Source organism: Dactylosporangium vinaceum, from assembly GCF_019904175.1.
GTDB lineage: Bacteria > Actinomycetota > Actinomycetes > Mycobacteriales > Micromonosporaceae > Dactylosporangium > Dactylosporangium vinaceum.
Genome location: NZ_CP061913.1, coordinates 10014167 through 10033023 on the forward strand (window position 1 = coordinate 10014167; position 18857 = coordinate 10033023).

The following is an 18857-nucleotide window of genomic DNA, read 5'->3' on the forward strand; positions in this document are numbered from 1 at the left end:
CCCCGGCACGGCGCCGCCGGTCGCGGGCCAGGGGGCACAGAGCCCCCTCGCCCGGGGCGAAGCGGCCTCGGAGACCTCCGGGGTTCGCCGTCGGTCGGCCGAGAGCCGCTTCCTGCGCCTACTTGACGCTTGACTTCACGAACGGCGGCTTGACCACCCGGGCGGTCGAGCGGCGGCCGCGGATGTCCAGGGCCACCTCGGCACCCTCGGTGACGGCGGCCGCCGTGTCGATCAGGGCCAGGGCGATGCCGACCTTGCGGGTGGGTGAGAAGGTGCCGCTCGTCACCTCGCCGATCTGGTGACCCTCGGCGTCGAGGACCTGCATGTGGGCCCTCGGGATCCCGCGGTCCAGGGACTCCAGGCCCCACAGGACCCGGCGGGGGCCGTCGGCCTTCTCGGCGGTCACGGCCGCGCGGCCCCAGAACTTCGGCTTCTTCCAGCCCACGGCCCAGCCCGAACGGGCCTGGACGGGCGTGATCTCCAGGGACAGGTCCTGGCCGTGCAGGGGGTAGCCCATCTCGGTGCGCAGGGTGTCGCGGGCGGCCAGGCCACAGGGGCGGGCGCCGGCCTCGACGATCGCGTCCCACAGGGTGTGAGCGTCGTGGGAAGGCACGACGAGCTCGTAGCCGTGCTCGCCGGTGTAGCCGGTGCGGCAGACCACGACGTCGGTGCCCCCGTGGGAGGTGACCGTGAAGCTCATGTACTCGTGGTCCGTCGGCAGGCCCAGCGCGGTCAGCAGCTCGGCCGAGCGGGGGCCCTGGACGGCCAGCACGGCGAAGAGCTCGTGCTGGTCGACGACGCTGACGCCGGTCGGCGCCTCGGCGCTCAGGCGGCGGACCACCTCGGCCGTGTTGGCGGCGTTGGGGATGAGGAAGACGTCGTCGTCGCCGAACCGGTACGCGATGAGGTCGTCCACCACGCCCCCGGACTCATCCAGGCAGAGGGTGTACTGCGCCTGGCCGGCGCTGATGCGGTCGAGGTCGTTGCTCAGGCAGGAGTTGACGAACGCGGCCGCGCCCCGTCCCCGGACCCGGGCCTTGCCCAGGTGGGACACGTCGAACACGCCGACGTCCTCCCGCACTGCCGCGTGCTCCTTCAGGACGCCGCCGCCGGCGTACTCCAGGGGCATCTCCCAGCCGCCGAACGCCGCGAACTTGGCCCCGAGCGCCGCATGGCGGTGATACAACGCGGGGTGCCGCAAGGGTTGGGTCATGCCCGCAACCTATCGCGTTGGTTATCGTGTCCTGCACCCGATTCGGCGGCATGCTGAAAGTGCGGCGCCGAAGCGTAGCGAACCAATCAGTGATGTGGAGCACCAGTGACCGCCCTGAACCTCGTCGACACCGACCCAGCCAGCCTGAACGTCGACGCCGTCGTCATCGGCGTCTACGCGGACGAGAGCGGCGAGGCCAAGCTGCGCCTGGCCCCCGGCGCCGAGAGCGTCGCGGCGGCGTTCGGCGACCGGCCGGGCGGCGGCCTCGCCGAGACCCTGCGGCTGCTGGGCGCGAGCGGCGCGGCCGGGGAGGTGACGAAGCTCGCAACGTTCGGTGCGGTGAAGGCTCCGCTCCTGGTGGCGGCCGGCCTGGGCGCACCCAACGGCGGCGACGCGGGCCGGGCCCCGAGCCCCGAGACCCTGCGGCGAGCGGCCGGTGCGGCGGCCCGGGCACTTGCCGGATCGGCCTCCGCGGCCTTTGTCCTGCCCCTGGCCGACGACGGTGAGACAGGCGTCGCCGCGCTGACCCCGGGGCTGCGGGCCGTGGGTGAGGGGGCGGTGCTGGGGGCGTACCGGTTCGCCGGCTACAAGTCGAAGCCGGTCGCCGGCCGGCGTGAACCCCTGCGCAAGGCGCTCGTGCACGTGCCGGACGCGGGGGCGCGGGGCGTGAAGGCCGCGCTCAAGCGCTCCGGGGTGCTCGGGGCGGCGGTCAGCCGTACCCGGGACTGGATCAACACGGCGCCCAACGAGCTGCGCCCGCCCGCGTTCGCCGAGCAGGTCGCGGCCGCCGCGCGGGAGGCGTCGCTGGACGTCTCGGTGCTCGACGAGAAGGCGCTGGCCCGCGGTGGCTACGGCGGCATCCTCGCCGTCGGCCTGGGCTCGGCGGCGGCACCCCGGCTGGTCCGGATCGCCTACGAGCCGGCCGGGGCCACCCGGCGGGTCGCGCTCGTGGGCAAGGGCATCACGTTCGACACCGGCGGCGTGTCGATCAAGCCCAGCGCGGGCATGTGGGAGATGAAGTCCGACATGTCCGGCGCGGCCGCGGTCGTCGCCACCATGCTCGCGATCGCCCAGCTCAAGCCGAAGGTGGCGGTGGTGGCGTACGCGCCGATGGCCGAGAACATGGTCTCCGGCAGCGCGTACCGCCCCGGCGACGTCGTGCGGATGTACAGCGGCGCCCAGGTCGAGGTCCTCAACACCGACGCCGAGGGCCGCATGATCCTCGGTGACGCGATCGCCCGGGCCTGCGAGGACGAGCCGGACTACCTGTTCGAGGTCTCCACCCTCACCGGCGGCCAGGTGATCGCCCTCGGCAAGCGCATCGCGGGCGTCATGGGCACCCCGGAGCTCTGCGAGCGCGTCCGCGACGCCGGCGAGCGGGCCGGGGAGCCGGCCTGGCCGATGCCCCTGCCGGAGGACGTGCGCAAGGGCATGGACTCGGACGTCGCCGACATCTCCCAGGTCAACGCCGGCATGGACCGGGCGGGCCACATGCTGCAGGGCGGCGTGTTCCTGTCGGAGTTCGTGACGGAGGGCGTGCAGTGGGCCCACATCGACATCGCGGGCCCGAGCTACCACTCCGGCGAGCCGTTCGGGTACTGGACCAAGGGCGGCACCGGCGTCCCCGTGCGCACGCTCGTCGAGCTGGTCGAGGAGATCGCGGCCGAGTAACAGGGCCGAGTGACAGGCGGAGGAGCCGAGAGCCGAAGCGGTCACCGCGACGGCTCTTCCTGCTTTCAGCTCTTCTTGTTCCTCGCGTTGTAGTCGCGCCAGCGTTGGGGGTATCCGACCAGGGCGATGTCATAGATGGGCAGGCTCAGGCGGTGGGCGAACTGGCGGGCCGCCTGCGGGCTTTCCATGCGCCGGCGGGTCCACTCTCCGTCGTGGGCGATCAGCAGGAGTGTCGTTTCCGTCACTGTCGTGCGGGGCTCGATGAAACCCTCCACGCCGCGGCGGCTGCGGACGAACTCTTCCAGGTAAGCCAGGTCCTCGCGAGTGGCGGACCGGCCGCCCGCTGCCGGCTTCCGTCGGCGGAACCAAGCCACGATCGCTCCTCGTCGTCGGGGTTCGGGCACAAGCTGGTGCACAGGGTACGGCGTCGGGGCCGCCGCCGGTGTCCTGTGACTGGGCACCTACCGTCGCAGGCCAGCAGCGCAAGTGACAAGATGGCCTCGGATCGTCTAGCGAAGGGCGAACCCCCATTCGCACACCACCTGGGAGAATTCGTGAGTGACCCACACGCCAACTCCTTCGACGTCCTGGTCCTCGGCGGGGGCAGCGGCGGTTACGCGACAGCGTTCCGCGCCACGCAGCTCGGCCTGTCCGTCGCGCTTGTCGAGAAGGACAAGCTCGGCGGCACGTGCCTGCACCGCGGGTGCATCCCCACGAAGGCGCTGCTGCACGCCGGTGAGGTCGCGGACGCCGCCCGCGAGGCGGACCAGTTCGGCATCCAGGCCGTCTTCAACGGCGTGGACATGAAGGCCGTGAACGCCTACAAGGATGGCGTGGTCACCAAGCTGTACAAGGGGCTGCAGGGCCTGGCCAAGGCGCGCAAGGTGACGCTCATCGAGGGCGAGGGGCGCCTGGTCGCGCCGGACGCCGTCGAGGTCGCCGGCACGCGGTACACGGCGAAGAACGTCGTGCTGGCCACCGGCTCGTACTCCAAGACGCTGCCCGGCCTCGTCGTGGACGGCGAGCGGGTCATCACCAGCGAGCACGCGCTCGCGCTCGACCACGTGCCGGACTCGGCGATCATCCTCGGCGGCGGCGTCATCGGCTGCGAGTTCGCGAGTGCCTGGAAGTCCTTCGGCGTCGACGTGACGATCGTGGAGGCGCTCCCCCGGCTGCTCGCGGTCGAGGACGAGGCCAGCTCGAAGGCCCTGGAGCGGGCGTTTCGCAAGCGGGGCATCAAGTTCAAGGTGGGCAAGCCCTTCGAGGGCGTCGAGCGCACCGACGCCGGCGTCAAGGTGTCGATCCAGGGCGGCGAGACGATCGAGGCGGAGCTGCTGCTCGTGGCCGTCGGGCGGGGGCCGACCACGGCGAACCTCGGATACGAGGAGCACGGCGTGAAGATGGAGCGCGGGTTCGTCATCACCGACGAGCGGCTGCGCACCTCCGTGCCGGGCGTCTACGCCGTCGGTGACATCGTGCCAGGCGTGCAGCTGGCGCACCGCGGATTCCAGCAGGGCATCTTCGTCGCCGAGGAGATCGCCGGGCTGCACCCGCAGGTCATCGAGGAGTCGGGCATCCCCCGGGTCACGTACTCCGAGCCCGAGGTCGCGTCCGTGGGCCTGAACGAGTCGAAGGCCCGCGAGCTCCACGGCGAGGACAAGATCGAGACTGTGCAGTACGACCTCACGGGCAACGGCAAGAGTCAGATCCTCAAGACCGCCGGGTTCGTGAAGCTGATCCGGGTCAAGGACGGGCCGGTCGTCGGCGTCCACATGGTGGGCGCACGGGTGAGCGAGCTCATCGGCGAGGCCCAGCTGATCTACAACTGGGAGGCGTTCCCCGGAGACGTCGCCCCGCTCGTGCACATGCACCCCACGCAGAACGAGGCTCTCGGCGAGGCGCACCTGGCGCTGGCCGGCAAGCCGCTGCACGTCCACTGATCAAGCTGGCACTGACCGCCACCAAGCAGTACGAGGAGTCGTTTTACATGCCGGTATCGGTCACCATGCCCCGGTTGGGCGAGAGCGTCACCGAGGGCACCGTCACCCGCTGGTTGAAGCAGGAGGGCGACCACGTCGAGGCCGACGAGCCGCTGCTCGAGGTCTCCACGGACAAGGTCGACACCGAGATCCCGTCGCCGGCGGCCGGGGTGCTGACCCGGATCGTCGTGCAGGAGGACGAGACCGCCGAGGTCGGCGCCGAGCTCGCCGTCATCGGGGGCGACTCGGGCGACGCCGCGCCCGCCGCTGAGGAGCCGGCCGCCGAAGAGTCGGCCGCCGAGGAACCGGCCGCGGAGGAAGAGCCCGCCGCTGTCGAGCCCGAGCAGGAGCCTTCCGAGGAGGTCGAGGAGCCCGCTGCCGCCGCGGAGTCGTCGGACTCGTCCGGCTCCTCCGGGGAGAGCACGTCGGTGAAGATGCCCGCCCTTGGCGAGAGCGTCACCGAGGGTACCGTCACGCGCTGGCTCAAGCAGGTCGGCGACAGCGTCGAGGCCGACGAGCCGCTGCTCGAGGTCTCCACGGACAAGGTCGACACCGAGATCCCGTCGCCGGTCGCCGGCACGCTGCTGGAGATCAAGGTGCCGGAGGACGAGACGGTCGAGGTCGGCGCCGAGTTGGCGGTGATCGGTGCGGCCGGTGCCGGCTCCGCGCCCAAGGCCGAGGCGCCCAAGGCGGAGGCGCCCAAGGCGGCCGCGCCGGCGCCCAAGGCTGAGGAGAAGAAGCCGGAGCCGAAGGCCGCCGCGCCTGAGCCGAAGGCGGCTGCGCCCGAGCCGAAGGCGGCTGCGCCCGAGCCGAAGGCCGCTGCGCCCGAGCCGAAGGCCGCTGCGCCCGAGCCGCAGCCCGCGACGGCCGCTCCGGTGCAGGCCGGACCGGCGACGAACGTGACGGCCCCGGCCGGCGGAAACGGGAAGGTCGAGGGCGATGACGTCGCGTACGTCACGCCGCTGGTCCGCAAGCTGGCCACCGAGCACGGGGTCAACCTGTCTTCGCTGACGGGTACCGGTGTCGGTGGGCGCATCCGCAAGCAGGACGTGCTCGACGCCGCGGCCAAGGCCAAGGAGGCCGCCGCCGCGCCCGCCGCGGCTCCGGCTGCTGCGGCTCCGGCCGCCGCCGGCGGTTCGAGCGCCCCGGCGCCGAAGGCGGCCCCGAGCCCGCTGCGCGGCCAGACGGTGAAGCTGACCCGGATGCGGGCGCTCATCGCCCGGCGGATGGTCGAGTCGCTGCAGATCTCGGCCCAGCTGACCACTGTCGTCGAGGTCGACGTCACCAAGGTGGCCAAGCTGCGGGAGCAGGCCAAGGCGCAGTTCCTGGCCACGCACGGCGTGAAGCTGTCGTTCCTGCCGTTCTTCGCCCTGGCGGCGGTCGAGGCGCTGCGGGTGCACCCGTCGGTGAACTCGTCGATCGACCTCGAGGCGGGCACCGTCAAGTACCACGACGCCGAGCACCTCGGTATGGCCGTGGACAGCGACAAGGGCCTGATCGTCCCGGTCATCAAGAACGCCGGCGACCTGAACCTGGCCGGGCTGGCCAAGCGGATCGCCGACGTGGCCGACCGGACCCGCAACAACAAGCTGAGCCCGGACGACATCGCCGGCGGCACGTTCACGCTCACCAACACCGGCAGCCGGGGCGCGCTGTTCGACACGCCGATCATCAACCAGCCGCAGGTGGCCATCCTGGGCACCGGCGCTGTCGTGAAGCGGGCCGTCGTGGTCAGTGACCCGGAGCTCGGCGAGGTCATCGCGCCGCGGTCGATGGTGTACCTGGCCCTGTCGTACGACCACCGCATCGTGGACGGCGCCGACGCGGCCCGGTTCCTGAGCACGGTCAAGGAGCGCCTGGAGGCCGGGCACTTCGAGGCCGATCTCGGGCTGTAGATCGATTGCGAATGGGCGCCCCGGCTTCGGCGGGGCGCCCATTCGGCGTCTCCGGGCGGGGGCGGTCGGGTTCGGGGAGCCGCGGGCGGGCAAAATAAGGGCATGCAGATCCTCATCGCGGGCGCGTCCGGGTTCCTCGGGCAGCGACTCATCCCCCACTTGCGGGCGGCCGGGCACCAGGTCACACCGCTCGTGCGGCGGCCACCGCGCCCGGGCGAGGTGCGGTGGGACCCGACCTCCGGGGTGCTGGACGGGACAGTCGTGGCGGCCGCGGACGCGGTGATCAACCTGGCCGGGGCCGGGGTCGGTGAGAAGCGGTGGACGGCGCAGTACAAGAAGGTGCTCGTCGACAGCCGGGTCGACACCACCCGGACGCTGGCCCGGGCCATCGCGGCGGCGCCGGTCAAGCCCAAGGTGCTGCTGAACTCCTCGGCCGTCGGATACTACGGCGACACCGGTGACCGGGCGGTCGACGAGACCTCGCCGGCGGGCGAAGGGTTCCTGGCCGACCTGTGCAAGGTGTGGGAGGCGGCGACCCACCCGGCCGAGGACGCCGGGACGCGTGTGGCGCTGCTGCGCACCGGGCTGCCGCTCGATCCGGACGGCGGGCTGCTCAAGCCGCTGTATCTGCAGTTCAAGCTGTTCGCGGGCGGCCGGATGGGCAGTGGCCGGCAGTACCTGCCCTGGATCTCGGTCCCGGACTGGCTCGCCGCGATCACGTTCGTGCTCGACCGGGAGCTCTCCGGGCCGGTAAACCTCACCGGGCCCGAGCCGGTGACCAACGCCGAGTTCTCGGCCGCGCTGGGCGAGGTCATGCACCGGCCCAACCTGCTCCCGGTGCCGGGGTTCGCGCTGCGGGCCGCGGTGGGCGAGTTCGGCGGCGAGGCCCTGGCCAGCCAACGGGTGCTGCCGGCGGTGCTGGTGCGCGAGGGGTTCCCGTTCGCGCACCGCACCGTCCGCGAGGCCCTTCAGCAGGCCGTGTCGTCGATCACGTAGGAGTTCGGCCCGGTCTGGCGCAGGCCGTGGGTGGTGAAGACGTTGTAGAGGCCCATGTTCTGGTTGGAGCCGTTGGCGTACGTGTAGCCGCCGCTCTGGTGGGCCCGGCCGGCCGTGACGTGGGCGTAGTTGGAGGCGCGGACGCACGGGCCGGTCGTGGGGCTCGTGCTCGGCGTCGGGCTGGTGCTCGGCGTCGGGCTCACGGTCGGGCTCGTGCTTGCCGTCGGGCTCGTGGTGGGGCCGGCGGTGCCCAGTTGCCAGTCGAGGGCCTGGTAGTACGACGAGCAGATCGTGTCCTTGTAGTACGTGCCGGCGGTGCCGCACTGCTCGGTGGCCGCACCGGGGTCGACGGGCGTGGCGTGGGTCATGCCGGAGACGAGGTACACCTTCACCTTGTCTGCGTAGTTCGACAGGGACGTGCCGCCGGGTAGCGAGGCCGTCGACGTGGGGGTCTGGCCGACGCCGAGGACGTTCGTCCACTGATCGCGCAGCTCCGTGGCGTTGGCGGGGGCGACAGTGGTGTCGGCTGTACCGTGCCAGATCGCCACCCGCGGCCGGGTGCCCGAGTAGCCGGAGTAGGCGGAGCGCACCAGGTCGCCCCAGGCCGCGGGAGTCTTGTCGACGCCGGGATTCATGCAGGTGTACGCGGCCGTCATCGACGTCGCGCAGCGGTACGGCAGGCCCGCCATGATCGCGCCGCCGGCGAATACGTCAGGGTAGGTGGCCAGCATGACCGCCGTCATCGCCCCGCCGGCCGAGAGGCCGGTGACGTACACCCGCGAAGGGTTCGTTCCGTAGTTGGCGACGGCGTAGTCGACCATCTGCTTGATCGAGAGCGGCTCGCCCGAGCCGCGGGCCGTGTCGCCCGTCTCGAACCAGTTGAAGCAGCTCGTGCTGTTGTTCGCGGACTTCTGCTCGGGCAGGACGAGCGCGAACTTCCAGAGGTCGGCGTACTTGCGCCAGCCGGAGTTGGTGAAGTAGTCGGTGGCGTTCTGGGTGCAGCCGTGCATGGCGACGACCAGTGGCGCGTTGCCGGGCAGGCCGTCGGGGCGGTAGCTGTACATCGTGAGGTTGCCTGGGTTCGAGCCGAAGCCGCTCACGGTTGTGAGGGTGGCCGCGTAGGCCGGGCTGCCGGTGGTCGCGGCCAGGGCGGCGGCGGTGACGAGGGCGGCGAGAATGGGCAGGGCGAGGCGGAGTAGGCGGGGCATGGCGGTGCCCTTTCTGCTTGTGGGACCACCACGCTAGGTGTGAGCTTCGACGCACCACTATGTCCGGACCCCACACAAATCGGCGGACACCTGGTTGACACCCGGCTCGGCGTAGCCTTTGGGCCATGCAGATCGTTCGGGCTGGTCTCGTCGAATACTCCTCGGCACTCGCCGAACAGCGGCGGATTCATGCGCTCGTCGCGGCGGGGTCCGCGCCGGACACGGTGCTGCTGCTGGAGCATCCGAGCGTCTACACCGCCGGCAAGCGGACGGAGCCCGAGGACCGGCCGTTCGACGGGACGCCGGTGATCGACGTGGACCGGGGCGGGAAGATCACCTGGCACGGGCCGGGGCAGCTGGTGGGGTATCCGATCATCAAGCTGGACGATCCGGTGGACGTGGTGGCGTACGTGCGGCGGATGGAGCAGGTGCTCATCGACGTGTGCGCCTCGCTCGGGGTGGCGACGCAGCGGGTCGAGGGGCGCAGCGGGGTCTGGGTCGCGGCCGATGCGCGGGGGCCGGAGCGGAAGGTCGCGGCGATCGGGATCCGCGTGGCCCAGGGGACGACGCTGCACGGCTTCTCGCTGAACGCGAACTGCGATCTGTCGCGGTACAGCATCTTCGTGCCCTGCGGGATTCGGGACGCCGGGGTCACGTCGCTGTCGTGGGAGCTGGAGCGGGATGTGACGGTGGAGGAGGTGCTGCCGATCGTGGAGCGCAACCTGAAGACGCTGTACTGACGCGGTGTCGAGCGGGGCGAGGGCCGGGGCCGGGGGGCCGGGGAATGGGTGACAGGACTCCACGGCAGGTGGCCTGGTTATTGGTTGCGCGGTGGAGAGACTTTTTGGTGCTCGTTCGAGATCTGGCTTATGGGTGCTCGGGGGAGAGACTTTTGGGTGCTGCTTTGAGATCTGGGTCGGCGTTGCGCTGGTAAAGAGACTTTTTGGTGCTGGTTGGAGACGTGGCTCGGCGTTGCGCTGGTAAGAGACCTTTTTGGTGCTCATTGGAGATCTGGGTCGGCCGTGCGCTGGTAGCGAGCTTCTGGTGCTGGTTGGAGGTCTTGGGGCGTGGTTGTGCGGTGGAGAGGATTTGGTGTCGACTAGCGGGTTGGTTCTTCGTTTTGGCTGGTGGAAGTGGTTGGTGTTGAGTCAGTGGTGGTGATTCGGTAGGCGACTACCGGGATCAGCTCTGGGTCTACGTCGTCCATGCGTTCATGGTCGTCGCAGGCGAAGCCGAAGAGGGCCTGCATCGAGGCGCAGCTCTGTTCGCCGGGGTCGTTCTCCTCGCCGGGGCGTTCGAAGGGGAGGTGGGTGCCCTCATCCTCGGAGATTGTGGGGTCGGCGGAGATGCTGCGGGCGCGGACCCGGGAGCCGTCGCGCCAGACGCCGTAGCTGCACCAGCCGGCGTCGCTGTGGGCGGCGTGGAGGTACACGTTGCGGCGGTCCGTGGCGGTGAAGACGACGGGGTCCAGTTCGGAGGGGCGCTTCGGGGTCAGGCCCCAGCTGCAGACCAGCTCCAGGCCCGGGAAGCAGCCGATGCAGACCACGTCGGCCGGCGGGTTCAGGGCGTCCACCAGGAGTTCGTCGCCGATCTCCTCGATCTCGGCGCCCGGGAAGAGGCGTTCCACCAGCGCACGGGTGGCCGGTTTGTCGAGAACGGGGTAGGACCGCAGGACGTCGATCGGGTTGCCGTCGGAAAACGCGACGAGGGTGTCGTTGAGCGCCACTCATGGCCTATTGCCAGGCTGGGGCGGACGGAAACCTACCGGGTGACAGGTACGGGCCCGCAGACGTGACGTCAATCGCGTTCCCAGCACCTGAGCAGTCGCCCGGCGTAGTCTTCGGACTGTGACCGCCGTTGTTCCCGAAGGCCGTCGTCTGCTGCGCATCGAAGCGCGAAACGCGGAGACGCCGATCGAGCGTAAACCGTCGTGGATCAAGGTCTCGGCCAAGATGGGGCCCGAGTACACCCATCTGCGGGGGCTCGTGCAGCGCGAGGGCCTCCACACGGTGTGCCAGGAAGCCGGCTGTCCCAACATCTACGAGTGCTGGGAAGACCGCGAGGCCACGTTCCTCATCGGTGGGGATCAGTGCACGCGCCGGTGTGACTTCTGCCAGATCGACACCGGGAAGCCGGCCGAGTTCGACGCGGACGAGCCGCGGCGGGTGGCCGAGTCGACCGCGACGATGGGGCTGAAGTACGCCACCGTGACCGGTGTGGCCCGCGACGACCTGCCCGACGGCGGGGCGTGGCTCTACGCCGAGACCGTCCGGCAGATCCACGCGCTCGTCGAGGGGTGCGGGGTCGAGCTGCTCATCCCCGACTTCAACGGGGAGCCGGAGCTGCTGCGCGAGGTGTTCGCGGCGAAGCCCGAGGTGCTCGCCCACAACGTCGAGACCGTGCCGCGGATCTTCAAGCGGATCCGGCCGGCGTTCCGCTACGAGCGGTCCCTTGACGTGATCACGCAGGCCCGGGCGGCCGGGCTGGTCACCAAGTCGAACCTGATCCTCGGCATGGGCGAGGAGCGGGCCGAGGTGACGCAGGCGCTCAAGGACCTGCACGAGGCCGGGTGCGAGCTGGTGACGATCACGCAGTACCTGCGCCCGACGCCGCGGCACCACCCCGTTGAGCGGTGGGTGAAGCCGGAGGAGTTCGTCGAGCTGCGCGAGGAGGCCGAGCAGATCGGCTTCTCGGGGGTGCTCTCCGGGCCGCTGGTGCGCTCGTCGTACCGCGCCGGTCGGCTCTACCGGCAGGCTCTGGAGAGCCGGGCTCTCGACGCCTGACCCAGTCCATCTAGACTCGGGGTATGGCAAAGGCCCAGGAGCCGGAGAAGGTCTCCTTCTTCACTCGGCTCAAGCAGATCGGCATGGTGTTCTCGTTCACCGCGAAGCGCGACAAGGCGTTCGTGCCTCTCGTGGTGACGGTCGTCCTCGTGCCGCTGATCGCGGTCGGCGTCGCCATCGCGCTGGGCGTCTCGTGGGTCTGGGCGCCGCTCGGTGTGCTGCTGGCGCTGCTCGGGACCGTGATCGTGCTCAATCTCCGGTCGCAGAAGGCCATGATGCGAGAGGCCGAGGGGCAGCCCGGAGCGGCCGCCTCGATCATCGAGAACATGCGCGGCGACTGGCGGGTCTCCCCCGCCATTGCGTCCACGACGCAGTTCGACATGGTGCACCTGGTCATCGGGCGGCCCGGCGTGATCCTGATCGGCGAGGGCAACCCCGGCCGGGTCAGGGGGCTCATCGGGCAGGAGCGGCGGCGGCTGGTCAAGGTGATCGGCAACGCCGAGCTGCGCGACTACATGGTCGGCAACGAGGAGGGCCAGGTCCCGCTGGCCAAGCTGCGCAACCTGCTGATCCGGCTGCCGCGCACGATCACGGCCAAGGACGTCAACTCGCTCGACAAGCGGCTCACCGCGCTCTCGGCGCGGCCGCAGATGCCGCGGGGGGCGCTGCCCAAGAACATGAAGCCGCCGAAGGGTCAGTTCAAGGCGATGCGCGGGCGCTGAGCGCCTCCGCGAACCTCACGCGGTCTGCACGATCGAGCCGGAAATCCGGTCGTGCAGGCCGCGTTGATTTTTGTCCATGATCAGGGCGGTGATCAGCGGGAGCATGACGATTGCGCGCAGGAGTGCTCGCGGTACCCCCAATGCGGCTCCTGTGTTGATCGACACACAGCGAATGCGAAACAGGCGCATCCCGAGGGTCTGGGCGAAGAAGCCGAGGAATAGCGCATAGACGACGACGAACAGGCCCGGTGCGAGCCACGGCTCTTCGGTGGGCGTCGCGAACGCGCCCGCGATGAGCAGGCACGATATCCAGTCGACGAAGAGCGCGCCGAAGCGGCGGGCGAGCGGGGCCGGTGCAATGTCCACGGCGGGTCAGCCTATCGAACGGTGCATCCCCGCCGATCGGCTGAGCCGATCAAGCGTCGCCGGCCCTGGCGGCGGGGCCGTAGCCGGCCAGGCTCCGGCTTTGGCACCGCGAAACACAGCGGAAACAATCGAGACACGCCGGGGCAATCGCGCGGTTCTACGGTCGCGACCAACCAGCCACCTTCACACTGAAGTGATCACCAAGACTGGTCTGCCTGCGACCTGGAGGACGAGTGTTCGCCAATTCTGAAGAGCTGTTGCGATACGTGAAGGATGAGGGCGTCCGCTTCGTCGACGTTCGCTTCTGCGACCTGCCGGGCGTGATGCAGCACTTCAACATCCCGGTCGAGTCGTTCGACGAGGCGGTCTTCAGCGACGGTCTGGCCTTCGACGGCTCGTCGATCCGTGGATTCCAGGCGATCCACGAGTCCGACATGATGCTGCTGCCCGACCCCACCTCCGCGTTCATCGACCCGTTCCGGGTCGAGAAGACCCTCGCGCTCAACTTCTTCATCCACGACCCGTTCACCCGCGAGGCCTACTCGCGTGACCCGCGGAACGTGGCGAAGAAGGCCGAGGCGTACCTCGCGTCGAGCGGCATCGCCGACACGGCCTACTTCGGCCCCGAGGCGGAGTTCTACATCTTCGACTCGATCCGGCACGAGACCTCGGCGAACCAGGCGTACTACTACATCGACTCGGTCGAGGGCTGGTGGAACTCCGGTAAGGACGAGCCGGGCGGCAACCGTGGGTACAAGACCGCGTACAAGGGCGGCTACTTCCCCGTCCCGCCGGTCGACCACTACTCCGACCTGCGCGACCAGATGGTGCAGCGGCTGATCGCCGCCGGCTTCGTCGTCGAGCGCTCGCACCACGAGGTCGGCACCGCCGGCCAGGCCGAGATCAACTACCGGTTCGGCACCCTGCTGCAGGCGGGCGACCAGCTCCAGCTGTTCAAGTACATCATCAAGAACACCGCGTGGGCGGCCGGCAAGACCGCGACGTTCATGCCGAAGCCGCTCTTCGGTGACAACGGCTCGGGCATGCACACCCACCAGTCCCTGTGGCTGGGTGGCGAGCCGCTGTTCTACGACGAGGCCGGATACGGCGGCCTGTCGGACACGGCCCGCTGGTACATCGGCGGCCTCCTGCACCACGCGCCGTCGCTGCTGGCGTTCACCAACCCGACGGTCAACTCGTACCGCCGCCTGGTCCCCGGCTACGAGGCCCCGGTCAACCTGGTGTACTCGCAGCGCAACCGCTCGGCCTGCACCCGTATCCCGGTGACGGGCACGAACGCCAAGGCCAAGCGCGTCGAGTTCCGCGTGCCGGACCCGTCGGCGAACGTGTACCTGGCGTTCTCGGCGATGCTCATGGCCGGCCTGGACGGCATCAAGAACAAGATCGAGCCGCCGGCGCCGATCGACAAGGACCTGTACGACCTCCCGCCGGAGGAGGTCGCCAACGTCAAGCAGGTCCCCGGCTCGCTCGACGAGGTCCTCAGCACCCTGGAGGGCGACCACGGCTTCCTCCTCGAGGGCGGCGTGTTCACCCAGGACCTGGTGGACACCTGGATCTCGTACAAGCGCGCCAACGAGGTGGACCCCGTCCGCCTCCGCCCGACGCCGCACGAGTTCGCCATGTACTACGACGTGTGATCTGACACGGCAAACGGCCCGTCCCCGTTCGCGGGGGCGGGCCGTTGCGATGTCCGGGCTCAGTCGAAGGTGTGCTCCTGGGCCGGGAAGACGCCCGAGCGGACCTCGTCGGCGTAGGCGCGGGTGGCCTCCGCGAGCACGCCGGCCATGTCGGCGTAGCGCTTGACGAAGCGGGGGGCGCGGCCCGTGCGGAAGCCGGCCATGTCCTGCCAGACCATGACCTGGGCGTCCGTGTCGGCGCCGGCCCCGATCCCGATGGTCGGGATGTGCAGTTCGTGGGTGATGCGCTTGGCCACCTCGCCGGGGACCATTTCCAGGACCACGGCGAAGGCACCCGCCGCGGCCACCGCGTGGGCGTCCTCGACCACGTCCTCGGCGGCGTCGCCGCGGCCCTGGACCCGGAAGCCGCCCAGGGCGTGCTCGCTCTGCGGCGTGAAGCCGATGTGGGCCATGACGGGGATGCCGGCGCTGGTCAGAGCGGCGATCTGGGGGGCTACGCGGCGGCCGCCCTCGAGCTTGACGGCGTGGCAGCCGCCCTCCTTCATGAAGCGGACCGCCGTGCGCAGGGCCTGGGCGGGGCCTTCCTCGTAGGAGCCGAAGGGCAGATCGCCGACGACCAGGGCGCGCCTGGTGGAGCGGACCACGGCGCGGACCAGGGGCAGGAGCTCGTCCTGGGAGACGGAGACAGTCGACTCGTAGCCGTAGACGTTGTTGGCCGCCGAGTCGCCGACCAGCAGGACCGGGATGCCGGCCTCGTCGAAGATGCCGGCGGTGTACTGGTCGTAGCTGGTCAGCATCGGCCAGCGCTCGCCGCGCTCCTTGGCGGCGATCAGGTCGCGGGTGCGTACGCGGCGGTTGACGGCGCCGCCGTACAAGGACGGGACTTCGGACATCAGCGTCCTCCTCTAATCCTCGAGGCCCCATGATGAGGTCCCCGGGTGAACACCCCAAGGGTCGCATCGCCGGCGACGATTGCTACCGGCCCGATGTCGTTTTTCACATTTCCGAAATCGGTGCGGGCTTCCCCTGGGCGACCGCCTGCTGGTTGCGCCACCGGGCGAGCGCCGAGACCTCACCGTCCGGGATCTCCTGGTCGAGCACCAGCCGGCCCTCCTGCTCCGCCAGGGCCAGGAGCACCACCCGGCGCACCCGCGCGGTCAGGTCGGCGGCGACCTGCGGGTCGAGCGTCAGCCGCGCCAGGAACACGTCCACCAGGGGCTGCACGGACTCCTGACGGAAGTCCAGACCGGTGTGCAGGGCCAGGTCACGCACCTGCGGGTCGACGTCGTCGCCGAAGAACAGCCCGGTGACGTTGGCCGGGCCGAGGGCGTCGCAGGCGACGACCGCGGCCACCGAGGAGGCGACGTCGCCCGAAAGTTCCAGGGCCACGGCGCCCGACCGCGCGCGGTCGCGGAGGCGGGTCACGAGCGAGGACCAGAGGTCGGGCGGCGACAACGTCATGGCGACGACATACCCAGCGGGCCCGGGTCGTTCACGCCGGAGCCTGGTCACATACCGTGGTCCGGTAACTTTGGTGTAATACCGCCGGGCGAGACTGGCCCGAGTCGGCCGGAGCATTTGTGGGGGCGTTACGTGGACCGTCAGCAGGAGTTCGTGCTCCGCACGCTCGAAGAGCGGGACATCCGCTTCGTCCGGCTGTGGTTCACCGATGTGCTCGGCACACTCAAGAGCGTCTCAGTCGCGCCGGCCGAGCTCGAGTCGGCGTTCGAGGAGGGCATCGGGTTCGACGGGTCGGCGATCGAGGGGTTCGCCCGGGTCTACGAGTCGGACATGGTGGCCATCCCGGACCCGACGACGTTCCAGGTCTTCCCGTTCGAGGGCGGCATGTCGGGCGAGAGCGCCCGCATGTTCTGCGACATCACGCTGCCCGACGGCTCGCCGTCCTGGGCCGACCCGCGCCACGTGCTGCGCCGGGCCCTGTCGCGGGCGGCCGAGAAGGGCTTCACGTTCTACACCCACCCCGAGATCGAGTTCTTCCTGCTGGAGGACCTCGGCGAGCACGGGGCGGCGCCGCGGCCGGTCGACGCCGGCGGCTACTTCGACCACACGACCCACTCCGTCGCCCGTGACTTCCGCCGCCAGGCGGTGCTCGCGCTGGAGCGGATCGGCATCTCGGTCGAGTTCAGCCACCACGAGGTCGCGCCCGGCCAGCAGGAGATCGACCTGCGCTACGCCGACGCGCTGACCACGGCCGACAACATCATGACGTTCCGGCACGTCATCAAGGAGGTCGCGCTCTCCCACGGGGTGCACGCGACGTTCATGCCGAAGCCGTTCACCGAGCAGCCGGGCAGCGGGATGCACACGCACCTGTCGCTGTTCGAGGGCGAGCGCAACGCGTTCCACGACGCCAGCGACCCGATGAAGCTGTCGAAGGTCGGCCAGGCGTTCATCGCGGGCCTGCTGGTGCACGCGCGGGAGTACACCGCGATCACGAACCAGTGGGTCAACTCCTACAAGCGCCTCTTCCCGCAGACGCTGCCGAACCGGATCACCGAGTCCCCCGCGTACGTCTGCTGGGGCCACAAGAACCGCTCGGCGCTCGTGCGGGTGCCGGCGTACGGGAAGCCGAACTCGGCCCGGGTCGAGGTCCGCTCGCTCGACGCGGCCTGCAACCCGTACCTCGCGTACGCGGTGATGCTCGGCGCCGGCCTGCGCGGCATCGAGCAGGGCTACGAGCTGCCGCCGGGCGCCGAGGACGACGTGTGGGCCCTGACCGACGGCGAGCGCCGCGCGGCCGGCTACGAGGCGCTGCCGGAGAACCTCTCCGAGGCGATCGACGTGATGGCCGGCTCCGAGCTCGTGGCCGAGGTGCTCGGCGAGCACGTGTTCGACTTCTTCCTCAAGAACAAGCGGACCGAGTGGGAGGAGTACCGCCGCGTCGTCACCCCGTTCGAGCGCGAGCGGTACCTCGGCATGATGTAGCGCCGGCTATCCGTAGCGCTCGGTCTTGATCTTTCGCGCGTCATGGCCGAGCGCTACGAGGATGTCGGCGACCGTCTCCACGAACCCGGTTGGGCCGCACACGTAGATGCTCGGCTCGAACTCCTTCGGCCAGGCGTGGGTGTGCACGTCGGCGACGCCGACTCGCCGGCCCCGCACCCTGGTGTGGATGTACTGGACGTCAAGTCCGCCGTCGTCGCGCGCCCGCCGCCGCAGCTCGTCCGCGTAGATCACGTCCTCGGGCGTCCGGGCGGAGTAGAGCAGCTTGAACGGGGTCTTTGCCCCATTCGCCGCCCGGGCGCGGATCATCGCCATCAGCGGCACGACGCCCGAGCCGCCCGCGATGAGCTGGACCGGGGCCGGGTCGCTCGGACGCCACACGAACCAGCCGCCGATCGGGCCGCGGAGCTCGATGAGCTGGGCGATGTCGTAGACATCGGTCAAATAGGGCGATACTTCGCCATCGTCGAGCCGCTGCACAGTGATCTCGACGCCGGTTGCGGACGCGATCGAATAGCTGCGCTGCGCCGTGTACCCGTCCGGCGCCGTCAGCCGCACGTCGACGTGCTGCCCGGCCAGATGCCCCGGCCAGTCGGGCACGTCGAAGACGAGCGTGCGCGCGGTAGCGGTCTCCTGCCGGGCCTCGACAAGGGTGGCCTTCCGCCAGGTGAGCCGTCCTGCACCGCGCTGCTGCCGACCGGCCTCAGGGCTGCGTTCCACGCTGCGTGGCCCCTCTCCTGCGCTGCGCCCCGTCCCGGACCACTCAGTCCCCCTGATAGCGCTGCTCGCGCCACGGGTCTCCGTAGTTGTGGTAGCCGGCCGCCTCCCAGAACCCCGGCTCGTCCTGCAGCATCATCCGCAGCTCGTGGATCCACTTCGCGGACTTCCAGAGGTACAGGTGCGGCACCAGGAGCCGGGCCGGCCCGCCGTGCTCCGGACTCAGCTCCTCGCCGTCGTAGCGGTAGGCCACCCACGCCTGCCCGTCGAGCAGGTCTTCCAGCGGCACGTTCGTGGTGTACCCGTCGTAGGAGCGGGCCATGACGTAGTCCGCGGCCGTGTCGACGTCCTCGAGCAGCGTGTCAACCGCGACGCCCCGCCAGCCGGTCTGCAGCTTCGACCACTTCGTGACGCAGTGGATGTCGACAGTCACGTCCTCGTAGGGCAGGGCGGTGAACTCGGCCCAGTTCCAGCTCTTCGCCTCCCCCGTCTCGGTGGTGACGACGAACTCCCAGCGCTCGGTCCTGATCCGCGGTGTCGGACCGGCCGACAGGACCGGGAAGTCGTGGGCCAGGTACTGCCCCGGCGGCAGGTCCGGCTTCCCACCGCGCCGCCCCTGAAAACCCGGCGTCACAATGCTCATGACGACACCTCCGCAAGCTCCGGCGACGCCACGAGCCAAAAC

Annotated in this window: 18 protein-coding genes; 9 read left to right on the plus strand and 9 right to left on the minus strand. The window is 70.2% G+C overall.

Annotated features, from left to right (window positions below):
* Nucleotides 1-118: 118 nt before the first annotated feature.
* The gene (gcvT, locus tag Dvina_RS44905; protein ID WP_223097246.1) at nucleotides 119-1213 is read right to left on the minus strand and encodes a glycine cleavage system aminomethyltransferase GcvT; all 1095 of its coding nucleotides are present in this window, start codon (nucleotides 1211-1213) and stop codon (nucleotides 119-121) included.
* Between the two features lie 105 nt (nucleotides 1214-1318).
* On the opposite strand from gcvT, the gene Dvina_RS44910 reads away from it, so the two are divergent.
* Nucleotides 1319-2884 (plus strand): leucyl aminopeptidase, encoded by a 1566-nt coding sequence (locus Dvina_RS44910; protein ID WP_223097248.1) that lies wholly within the window; start codon nucleotides 1319-1321, stop codon nucleotides 2882-2884.
* Between the two features lie 65 nt (nucleotides 2885-2949).
* Here Dvina_RS44910 and Dvina_RS44915 read toward each other — a convergent pair whose 3' ends face one another.
* Complete coding sequence (locus Dvina_RS44915) at nucleotides 2950-3258, minus strand: hypothetical protein (protein WP_223097250.1); 309 nt, start codon at nucleotides 3256-3258, stop codon at nucleotides 2950-2952.
* Between the two features lie 180 nt (nucleotides 3259-3438).
* Here Dvina_RS44915 and lpdA point away from each other — a divergent pair, with 180 nt between their 5' ends.
* From lpdA to Dvina_RS44930, 3 genes are all read left to right on the plus strand, one after another.
* Nucleotides 3439-4824 (plus strand): dihydrolipoyl dehydrogenase, encoded by a 1386-nt coding sequence (gene lpdA / locus Dvina_RS44920; RefSeq protein WP_379993126.1) that lies wholly within the window; start codon nucleotides 3439-3441, stop codon nucleotides 4822-4824.
* A 47-nt stretch (nucleotides 4825-4871) separates the two neighbouring features.
* A complete protein-coding gene (gene sucB, locus Dvina_RS44925) occupies nucleotides 4872-6758 on the plus strand; it encodes a 2-oxoglutarate dehydrogenase, E2 component, dihydrolipoamide succinyltransferase (protein WP_223097254.1) in 1887 nt (628 codons plus the stop codon).
* 102 nt (nucleotides 6759-6860) lie between these two features.
* Nucleotides 6861-7754, plus strand: coding sequence for a TIGR01777 family oxidoreductase (locus tag Dvina_RS44930; RefSeq protein ID WP_223097256.1), 894 nt, complete (start codon nucleotides 6861-6863; stop codon nucleotides 7752-7754).
* Here the strand turns inward: Dvina_RS44930 and Dvina_RS44935 are convergent.
* Nucleotides 7727-8962, minus strand: a complete 1236-nt coding sequence (locus Dvina_RS44935; protein WP_223097258.1) for an extracellular catalytic domain type 1 short-chain-length polyhydroxyalkanoate depolymerase — start codon at nucleotides 8960-8962, stop codon at nucleotides 7727-7729. The two genes, Dvina_RS44930 and Dvina_RS44935, sit on opposite strands and share 28 nt — an antisense overlap.
* Nucleotides 8963-9087: 125 nt before the next feature.
* Here Dvina_RS44935 and lipB point away from each other — a divergent pair, with 125 nt between their 5' ends.
* Nucleotides 9088-9702 carry a lipoyl(octanoyl) transferase LipB gene (gene lipB / locus Dvina_RS44940; RefSeq protein WP_223097260.1) on the plus strand — a complete coding sequence of 205 codons (615 nt, stop codon included), beginning with the start codon at nucleotides 9088-9090 and terminating at the stop codon, nucleotides 9700-9702.
* Between the two features lie 359 nt (nucleotides 9703-10061).
* Here lipB and Dvina_RS44945 read toward each other — a convergent pair whose 3' ends face one another.
* On the minus strand, nucleotides 10062-10688 hold the full coding sequence (locus Dvina_RS44945; protein ID WP_223097262.1) for a DUF6928 family protein: 627 nt from the start codon (nucleotides 10686-10688) through the stop codon (nucleotides 10062-10064).
* A 121-nt stretch (nucleotides 10689-10809) separates the two neighbouring features.
* Here Dvina_RS44945 and lipA point away from each other — a divergent pair, with 121 nt between their 5' ends.
* Both lipA and Dvina_RS44955 read left to right on the plus strand, forming a co-directional pair.
* Complete coding sequence (lipA, locus tag Dvina_RS44950) at nucleotides 10810-11745, plus strand: lipoyl synthase (protein WP_223097263.1); 936 nt, start codon at nucleotides 10810-10812, stop codon at nucleotides 11743-11745.
* Between the two features lie 23 nt (nucleotides 11746-11768).
* Complete coding sequence (locus Dvina_RS44955) at nucleotides 11769-12467, plus strand: DUF4191 domain-containing protein (protein ID WP_223097265.1); 699 nt, start codon at nucleotides 11769-11771, stop codon at nucleotides 12465-12467.
* 15 nt (nucleotides 12468-12482) lie between these two features.
* Here the strand turns inward: Dvina_RS44955 and Dvina_RS44960 are convergent, their stop codons facing one another.
* Nucleotides 12483-12833: an RDD family protein gene (locus Dvina_RS44960; RefSeq protein WP_223097267.1), complete on the minus strand. Its 351-nt coding sequence runs from the start codon at nucleotides 12831-12833 to the stop codon at nucleotides 12483-12485.
* A gap of 233 nt (nucleotides 12834-13066) precedes the next feature.
* On the opposite strand from Dvina_RS44960, the gene glnA (Dvina_RS44965) reads away from it, so the two are divergent.
* The gene (glnA, locus tag Dvina_RS44965) at nucleotides 13067-14491 is read left to right on the plus strand and encodes a type I glutamate--ammonia ligase (RefSeq protein WP_223097269.1); all 1425 of its coding nucleotides are present in this window, start codon (nucleotides 13067-13069) and stop codon (nucleotides 14489-14491) included.
* Between the two features lie 59 nt (nucleotides 14492-14550).
* On the opposite strand, the gene panB is transcribed toward glnA (Dvina_RS44965), so the two are convergent.
* The gene (gene panB / locus Dvina_RS44970) at nucleotides 14551-15384 is read right to left on the minus strand and encodes a 3-methyl-2-oxobutanoate hydroxymethyltransferase (RefSeq protein ID WP_223097271.1); all 834 of its coding nucleotides are present in this window, start codon (nucleotides 15382-15384) and stop codon (nucleotides 14551-14553) included.
* Between the two features lie 103 nt (nucleotides 15385-15487).
* Entirely contained in the window at nucleotides 15488-15952 is a 465-nt protein-coding gene (locus Dvina_RS44975; protein ID WP_223097273.1) for an adenine nucleotide alpha hydrolase family protein, read from the minus strand.
* 132 nt (nucleotides 15953-16084) lie between these two features.
* Here Dvina_RS44975 and glnA (Dvina_RS44980) point away from each other — a divergent pair, with 132 nt between their 5' ends.
* Nucleotides 16085-17437 (plus strand): type I glutamate--ammonia ligase, encoded by a 1353-nt coding sequence (gene glnA / locus Dvina_RS44980; RefSeq protein WP_223097301.1) that lies wholly within the window; start codon nucleotides 16085-16087, stop codon nucleotides 17435-17437.
* Between the two features lie 6 nt (nucleotides 17438-17443).
* Here the strand turns inward: glnA (Dvina_RS44980) and Dvina_RS44985 are convergent, their stop codons facing one another.
* Together Dvina_RS44985 and Dvina_RS44990 are read right to left on the minus strand one after the other, a co-directional pair.
* Nucleotides 17444-18175: a ferredoxin reductase gene (locus Dvina_RS44985; RefSeq protein ID WP_223097303.1), complete on the minus strand. Its 732-nt coding sequence runs from the start codon at nucleotides 18173-18175 to the stop codon at nucleotides 17444-17446.
* 43 nt (nucleotides 18176-18218) lie between these two features.
* Complete coding sequence (locus tag Dvina_RS44990) at nucleotides 18219-18815, minus strand: sulfite oxidase-like oxidoreductase (protein ID WP_223097305.1); 597 nt, start codon at nucleotides 18813-18815, stop codon at nucleotides 18219-18221.
* Between the last annotated feature and the right edge of the window lie 42 nt (nucleotides 18816-18857).

Excerpts from the sequence above, each read along its gene's own strand:
- lipB (WP_223097260.1), top strand. The coding sequence starts at position 9,088 with ATGCAGATCGTTCGGGCTGGTCTCGTCGAATACTCCTCGGCACTCGCC.
- sucB (WP_223097254.1), top strand. The coding sequence starts at position 4,872 with ATGCCGGTATCGGTCACCATGCCCCGGTTGGGCGAGAGCGTCACCGAG.
- Dvina_RS44975 (WP_223097273.1), bottom strand. The coding sequence starts at position 15,952 with ATGACGTTGTCGCCGCCCGACCTCTGGTCCTCGCTCGTGACCCGCCTC.
- gcvT (WP_223097246.1), bottom strand. The coding sequence starts at position 1,213 with ATGACCCAACCCTTGCGGCACCCCGCGTTGTATCACCGCCATGCGGCG.
- Dvina_RS44935 (WP_223097258.1), bottom strand. The coding sequence starts at position 8,962 with ATGCCCCGCCTACTCCGCCTCGCCCTGCCCATTCTCGCCGCCCTCGTC.
- Dvina_RS44955 (WP_223097265.1), top strand. The coding sequence starts at position 11,769 with ATGGCAAAGGCCCAGGAGCCGGAGAAGGTCTCCTTCTTCACTCGGCTC.
- panB (WP_223097271.1), bottom strand. The coding sequence starts at position 15,384 with ATGTCCGAAGTCCCGTCCTTGTACGGCGGCGCCGTCAACCGCCGCGTA.
- Dvina_RS44930 (WP_223097256.1), top strand. The coding sequence starts at position 6,861 with ATGCAGATCCTCATCGCGGGCGCGTCCGGGTTCCTCGGGCAGCGACTC.
- Dvina_RS44990 (WP_223097305.1), bottom strand. The coding sequence starts at position 18,815 with ATGAGCATTGTGACGCCGGGTTTTCAGGGGCGGCGCGGTGGGAAGCCG.